At 36.3% G+C, this 6876-nt stretch carries 7 protein-coding genes; all 7 read left to right on the top strand.

Going from position 1 to position 6876, the window contains the following annotated elements:
- Positions 1–1230 (top strand): DUF917 family protein (locus A2517_RS10140; RefSeq protein ID WP_294896663.1); only part of this gene is annotated, 1230 nt, incomplete at its 5' end.
- A complete protein-coding gene (locus A2517_RS10135) occupies positions 1215–1988 on the top strand; it encodes a hypothetical protein (RefSeq protein ID WP_294896661.1) in 774 nt (257 codons plus the stop codon). The genes A2517_RS10140 and A2517_RS10135, both read left to right, overlap by 16 nt.
- Positions 1985–2863 carry an ABC transporter substrate binding protein gene (locus A2517_RS10130; RefSeq protein WP_294896659.1) on the top strand — a complete coding sequence of 293 codons (879 nt, stop codon included), beginning with the start codon at positions 1985–1987 and terminating at the stop codon, positions 2861–2863. The genes A2517_RS10135 and A2517_RS10130 overlap by 4 nt, the downstream gene beginning before the upstream one ends.
- Positions 2860–4479, top strand: a complete 1620-nt coding sequence (locus A2517_RS10125) for an ATP-binding protein (RefSeq protein ID WP_294896657.1) — start codon at positions 2860–2862, stop codon at positions 4477–4479. Before A2517_RS10130 ends, A2517_RS10125 begins: the two co-directional genes overlap by 4 nt.
- 205 nt (positions 4480–4684) lie before the next feature.
- Positions 4685–5623 (top strand): fatty acid desaturase, encoded by a 939-nt coding sequence (locus A2517_RS10120; protein ID WP_294896655.1) that lies wholly within the window; start codon positions 4685–4687, stop codon positions 5621–5623.
- A 161-nt stretch (positions 5624–5784) separates the two neighbouring features.
- Complete coding sequence (locus A2517_RS10115) at positions 5785–6267, top strand: phosphatase PAP2 family protein (protein WP_294896653.1); 483 nt, start codon at positions 5785–5787, stop codon at positions 6265–6267.
- Positions 6260–6871 (top strand): hypothetical protein, encoded by a 612-nt coding sequence (locus A2517_RS10110; protein ID WP_294896651.1) that lies wholly within the window; start codon positions 6260–6262, stop codon positions 6869–6871. Before A2517_RS10115 ends, A2517_RS10110 begins: the two co-directional genes overlap by 8 nt.
- The last annotated feature ends 5 nt before the right edge of the window (positions 6872–6876 follow it).

Here is a 6876-nt window from a genome sequence, read left to right as displayed (position 1 = left end):
TTTAAAAAGGATTCACGCATGAAAATTACAAACCGAACAGAATTTTTAACACTTCTCAAAGGGGCAACTTTCCTAGCTTCAGGCGGTGGTGGACCGTTTTTCGTTGCAAAAAAAATTGTAGAAACCTATTTTAAAGATAGTGATGCATTTGAGATCAATCTTATTAATCCCGATTCATTAACAGAAAAAGAGTGGGTTGTTATGGCTGCGGGGATGGCTCAGCCATCAGCAGGCTCAGCACTAACACCTCAAGCTATTATTGAGCCGACAGTAAATGCCGTAAATGCAATGGAAAAACTCATAAAAGAGTTACTGAGCACACAAAAAGATAGTCGATTTGAGAATTTTGAAAAATTTGATGCACTTTATCCTATCGAAGTAGGGGCAATGAATGTGGTTATTCCGCTTATATCAGCTTATTTATTGAACAATAACCTCTCTATTGTCGATGGGGATACATCAGGGCGATCTGTTCCTACTATTGATCTCACAACATTCGCCGTTTCTCAACCTGTCATGCCAAACATGGCAACATCTGCTGGAGATGAATATCAATTTACAACTATGTCTTTAAAAAACTACCAAGATTTAGGGATAGCATATAGTAATTTAATAGGATCAGGTTTAATCGGTATAGATACAGGTTTATGTTTGGCTCCGATGCATGGAGATACTTTAAATGATGGAAATATTGTCAAAGGCACCCTACGCGATGCCTATAACATTGGTAAAATCTTTGAAGAAGATATTCAATCAAATGAAAAAATTCTAAAAATTCAAAACTATCTCTCCAATGACGCGCAAACACCGAGGAAAATGAAACACCTTTGTACCGGAAAAGTCACCGATTACTTTACCCAAACCGAGAACAGCACCGATTTAGGGTATCTTACAATAGAAACGGATGATAATAGAATCTTTACGATTTTGATACAAAATGAAAATATTATCGGTCAGTTTGATGATGAAACGTTCGTAACCGTAACCGGTCCTGATTCGATAGGGTATATCTCTACCTATGACGGTTCATTTGATGAAAATAATACTTATGAAAATGTACTTATCAGTAAAAAACTCTCAGAGGGGCAAGATGTTTACATCCATGTCATAGCGATAGAAGCTGCCGACGTTATCAAAAAGAATGTAAAGCTGATGGCAGGCTGGAATACTGCTTATAAAACAAGCCGTTATTATGGACCATACAGCAATATGTTATGGAAAACGACATAATGAAACTCTTCTCCTTAATCTTTTTACTTGTTATGACACTTTGTGCGGATAACGTCAAAGTGTACCTCTACACGCCAGAGATTAATGTCAATAATTTCAAATCACTCAAGATGAGTTTTGACTCTTATTTAAGCGGTTATGGAAATTATGAACTTCAACCCTTTAGCGATAAAGAGACGTTTGAAAAATATTTAAAAAATAAAAACACCATTGCCATCCTATCGAGTTGGCATTATCGTGAAATTTCAAAAAAGTATAATTTAGAGGCGATGTTAGTTGCCAAGAAAAAAGGGAGTGTCACCGATAGAAAAATACTCGTCGGTCAAAAAAACACCTTGTTGAAAGGGGTAGTTACTTCTGCGTATGATACGGAGTATACGAATGAGCTATTAAACAGCATAACAGATGAGCATTCCCAAGAGCTATCTGTGCTTAGAGTACCGAAAGAGATAGATGCCCTCATGAGCGTCGGTTTCGGTATGAGCAGATTCGCGCTTATCTCAAAAGACACTTTTGTACATCTCCAACATATCAATCCGGTTCTCTCAAAAGACTTAAAAATATACTATGAATCCGATCCTGAATACAGAATGCTTTTAGCGTGTAACGAGACAGATAAAGAGGTTACTACTCTTGTATCGATTTTCAAAAACATGGAATTCTCGTCCGATGGAAAAAAGATTTTAAATATGATAGGTATCGATAAACTGGTAGTTTTTAACATACGTAATTTAGAAAACAGAGGAGATACAAAATGAGATTACTATTCTTTATCTCTCTCTTTACCCTTGCATTACAAGCACATACTATTCTAGTCATTAACTCAAATTCTGATGTAAAAAAATACAATGAAGCGGTAGAGGAGTTTGGTAAAAATTTCAACCATCCTTTTAAAACCTTAGATATTTCAAACAAAAGCAGCAATGAAATCAAAAAAGCTCTTTATGATGAGTACCCCGATACCGTTTATGCAGTCGGCGCTAAAGCCTATCAGTATGCGAATGAATATATCCCCGAAAAAGATATCTATTTTAGTTCTATCGTTGATTGGAAAAGATTGTCATTAGCAAGCAACCGCTACGGTGTTTCCAATGAATTGCATAACGGTATGCAGCTAATCCTTATTAAATCACTTTTTACCTCTGTTAATACGATAGGGGTGGTCCACAGCAAATATACTCAAAATATGGTTGATGATCTTAGTCGCGATGCGGGAGCGTTGGGGATAAAAATACTCCCTATTTTAATCGATGAAGCGTCTGTTGAAAATATGCAATTTGATACGGCCTTAAACAACAGCGATGCGATGATGGTCATATCCGATCCACTATTTTTAAATAACGAAAACGCCGTCAAAAATCTATTTAGCTCAGCCAAAAAGCAGAAGAAACCGATTATCGCCTATCATGAACTTTTCATACAATACGGCGCAACATTAGTCATATCAGCAGATAATCCGACTATTGGGAGACAAATTGCGACTATGATAGAGAGCAACCTAAATGAAAGATCGATGGAAAAAATTCAGTATCCGGCCGGAACCAATATTGTTTTTAACAAAAAGGAAGCCGAACTGAACGGGGTAGAAATTACTTCTGATATTTTGTCTATCGCTACAGAAATACGTGAATGAATTTAACCAATAAGTTTATTATCGCAATTTTGTTTATTACGTCGATTGTAGTATCAACTTTTATCTATTTTCAAATCAGTGAACAAAAAGAGATTTTAAACAATGAGCTCAATCAAAGGATAGCTTTATTACGAAGCCACTTGGAATCCAATGCAAAAAACGACATATTGTCTTTGAAATATGAAGTTGAAAATGATATTGCAGCTTTTAATTTTTCCCATATTGATGCATCGTTTAAAAATTTGGTTGCAAAAGATGAGATTGATGCCGTTATTCTATTTAATAGGGATAAGTCAAAAGAACTTTTTGTCGGCGAAAACTCTTTTAAAAATCAATTCCCAAAACAAGAGATTAACACTCTTACGTTAAAAGAGATAAATAATAGAAATAATTTTGTTATCTCTCTTCCGATTATTATCAACGATAAATGGGGTGAAATCCACATTGTCTATTCACTTAAAATACTTCATGAAGAGGTACGCAGAGCAGAAGAAAATAAAAAGCTCAAGATACAATCAAACGTAAAAAAAGCGATCCTTACCTCACTATTATTAGCATTGATTCTATTGATTTTTAGCTATTTCTTTGCAAGAAAACTTTTATCGCCTATTTTATTGCTTACAGAAACCGCTAAAGATATTGCTAACGGAAACCTTGAGATCAGCGATAAATTGAGTTCAATTACATCAAATGATGAAATTGGATTATTATCTGCATCCTTTATTGATATGACGAAAAAATTGGATACCTCCTACAACACATTAAACATTGTGAATCAAAGTTTAGAACTCAAAACAAAAGAGCTGCAAGATTTGAATCTCTCTCTTGAAGAAAAAGTCGCGCAAAAAGTGAAAAAAATTACCGAACAAGAGCGGATGATGATCTCACAATCGCGTTTGGCCGCGATGGGAGAGATGATGAGTATGATCGCCCATCAATGGCGTCAACCTCTGGCAACTATCACACTGATGATCGCAGATGAAAAGATCAAATCAATGGTAACCAGCAAAGAATCAGTCGAATCTGACAAGATACTGGATAAAATTTCTGACATCATCATCTATCTCTCCAATTTAATCAATGATTTTCAAACCTATTTCAAGCCGGATAAATCTGCTGAAAAAATTTCAACCACACTCCTCATAGAACGGATGGAGCAGATTATTCAAACACGGTTAAAATACGAAAATGTTCAAATGCATGTTGAAAAACGTAATGAAGTGTTTATCGAAACCTATGCCAATGAAGTAGTTCAAGTGCTTATCAATATTGTTAATAATGCTATTGATATTATGGTCGAAAGAAATCAAACTGATCGTCATATTTGGATAAACATAGAGAGCGATACCAGCGATGTGACGATCAATATAGAAGATAATGGTGGAGGAATAGCCAATGAGATTATAGAACATGTTTTTGATCCGTATTTCAGCACAAAATCGAAAAATGGAACCGGAATAGGGCTTTATATGGCAAAAATGATTATTGAAAAACATATCTGCGGAAGATTAAGTGTCACAAATACCAAAGAAGGGGCTCGATTTACTCTCAGCCTGCCGAAAAGACAAAAAAAGCAAAGAGTGGAGTTTAATGATGCAAATACGAGTTTACTATGAGGACACCGTATATGCTCTAATTTTCTAACAATACACAAAACATGGAGTTTCTTCACGCATAGAACTCTCTAATTTACCTAAAAACTGTAAATCTTGTCATACCTCTGTCACACCAATTAATCTATACAAAATAAGTCATGAAAATATAGAATATAAAGTTTATACTAGTTATAATATATTAATTTTTGAATTTATGGTAAAAATCATGTATAACACTAATGATATTCATATTCCAGAGAAAAGAAATTTAGCTATCTTTTTCATAGTTCTCCCGACAACGTGGTGGCTCTTATGGGTCGCTTCGCATAGTACTTTCCTCTATATGTTTCTAGCTGCATGGGTCTATTCTTTATTACATAACACAATCTTTTCTTTGTTGCATGAAGCTGCACATGGTGTTTTATCAAATAACAGATTACGAAATGATTTTTTTGGTATTGTAAGTGCCGCTACCTTTCCTACGTCATTTACGATGCAAAAAATTGCTCACTTGGGGCACCACGAGCGCAATAGAACCGATAAAGAACTCTATGATTATTATCTCCCTTCTGAGTCAAAAACTGTACGTAATATTTGGATGTATGGCGGTAATCTGTTTGGCCTATATTGGTTTATGATCCCCTTGAGTAATTTGCTGATTCTCATCGCTCCAACATACTTTACTTCTGAACGTTTCATACATGGTCCTGCTAAAGCTCTTGGGTTTGAAGCGTTTCTTGAAGAGATTGCTCAGTACTCAATCACACGCATTTGGTTTGAATGTTTACTGGCTCTTGGATATCAAGTGGCACTCTATTATCTACTGGATTTAAGTTGGCAGGGATGGTTGTTATGTCATTGGTTCTTTGCTCTTCATTGGTCGGCATTGCAGTATGTTGACCATGCATGGAGTCCACGCGATGTAATCAATGGTGCATGGAATCTTAAAGTATTGCCTATATCACGTTTACTGGCATTGAACTATCACTACCATTTAGCTCATCATCGTCATCCTCAGGTTCCATGGATTTATTTGCCTCAATATGTTAATGCTAATGAACCGCAACCGACTTTTTGGTCTATTTATTCCACGTTATGGGGTGGAGTTAGGCCTGCACCGCCGATGTCTTCACCTGCACAATTTCCGTTTAAGTCTCAAGAATGAATGAGACCATGCCCCGTATTCTATTGAAAGAAGAATATGATACTAAGACTATATGGAAGACGTACGGGTATTGGGCTTTCTGGGTAGGGATTGCCTTTTTTTCCGTTTATCCATTTTGTAATTGGCTTAGTGCTCAACGTGCAAATGTCTACCATCTATATTTGAATACAGAGTTATCAATCCCTTTTGTCCCAGATTTCATTTGGCCCTATATGTCACTGTATCTTCTTTTTATCCTCCCACCTTTTTTCTTGGGAGTCTCGCAGTTGGAGTTGTTGGGTAAACGGATTATTTTAGGTACCCTCATTAGCGGAGGGATCTTTTTGCTTTTTCCTTCACAACTAGGATTTGAGCGTGTTATTCCCAATGGGTTTTATGGTGAGATGTTCACCAATATTTTTTCTCTTGATCTTCCTCATAATATGGCACCGTCATTGCATGTGGTCTACAGTGCATTTATTCTATTGGCAGTGCTTGAGTCATCATCAAAAAAATCAGTTCGTATGATTATGTTGTTATGGTTATTGTTGATTATGATCTCAACACTACTGGTTCATCAGCACCATATTCTTGATATCGTGTCGGCAATGGCGATTATGTTTTTGGTTACGTCAACATTCATTAAAGGAGAAAAAAATGTTTAAATGGGTTTTTATAATACTGGTGTCCCTAGGTGGATTTAACTTCCTTACGGCTGCAACCGATGAGCCGGATCATGCAATTCATGAAGAGCTTCGGGGTGTTCTTGGTGGGATACAAAACGCAGTTAATACAGAACACTATGATCAACTTGCTCAATATTTTCATAAAGATATGAGAGTTACGACCAGTAATCAAGAAGTTCTTAATTCACATGAAGATATTACAAAGTTTTTCAACTTCTGGTTTGGTCCGGGCGGTGTTTTGAAAAAAGTTGAGATGAAACTTGATGCCGATGCTTTGACAGAGTTTTATGCTAATAAAACAATCGGAGTTGTTCGCGGGTCTGGAGTTGAGAATTGCTATTTATCCGATAGCCGGTTTTTCCCGATGAAGACTCGTTGGACAGCCACTGTTATTAAAGATGATGATGGGAAATGGCGAATACTTACGTTGCATATAGGGATAAACTTCTTAGATAATCCAGTGTTAAGTGTCGCTAAAGAAAGTGCAAATTATTTTGGGATCATCGGTGGAGTTATAGGACTTTTGATCGGGTTGTTGATCGGATTTTTTCTATGGCGCAAACGCAAACCTTTGAGTATATAGGCTCG

Origin of the sequence: Sulfuricurvum sp. RIFOXYD12_FULL_44_77 (assembly GCF_001830725.1) — a bacterium.
GTDB classification, from domain to species: domain Bacteria; phylum Campylobacterota; class Campylobacteria; order Campylobacterales; family Sulfurimonadaceae; genus Sulfuricurvum; species Sulfuricurvum kujiense_A.
Note: the sequence above shows the minus strand (reverse complement) of the source record. Positions and strands in the feature narration are given on the sequence as shown.

What these genes read in the sequence shown, in the direction of transcription:
- A2517_RS10135 (WP_294896661.1), top strand. Translation starts at nt 1,215, where the DNA reads ATGGAAAACGACATAATGAAACTCTTCTCCTTAATCTTTTTACTTGTT.
- A2517_RS10130 (WP_294896659.1), top strand. Translation starts at nt 1,985, where the DNA reads ATGAGATTACTATTCTTTATCTCTCTCTTTACCCTTGCATTACAAGCA.
- A2517_RS10125 (WP_294896657.1), top strand. Translation starts at nt 2,860, where the DNA reads ATGAATTTAACCAATAAGTTTATTATCGCAATTTTGTTTATTACGTCG.
- A2517_RS10120 (WP_294896655.1), top strand. Translation starts at nt 4,685, where the DNA reads ATGTATAACACTAATGATATTCATATTCCAGAGAAAAGAAATTTAGCT.
- A2517_RS10110 (WP_294896651.1), top strand. Translation starts at nt 6,260, where the DNA reads ATGTTTAAATGGGTTTTTATAATACTGGTGTCCCTAGGTGGATTTAAC.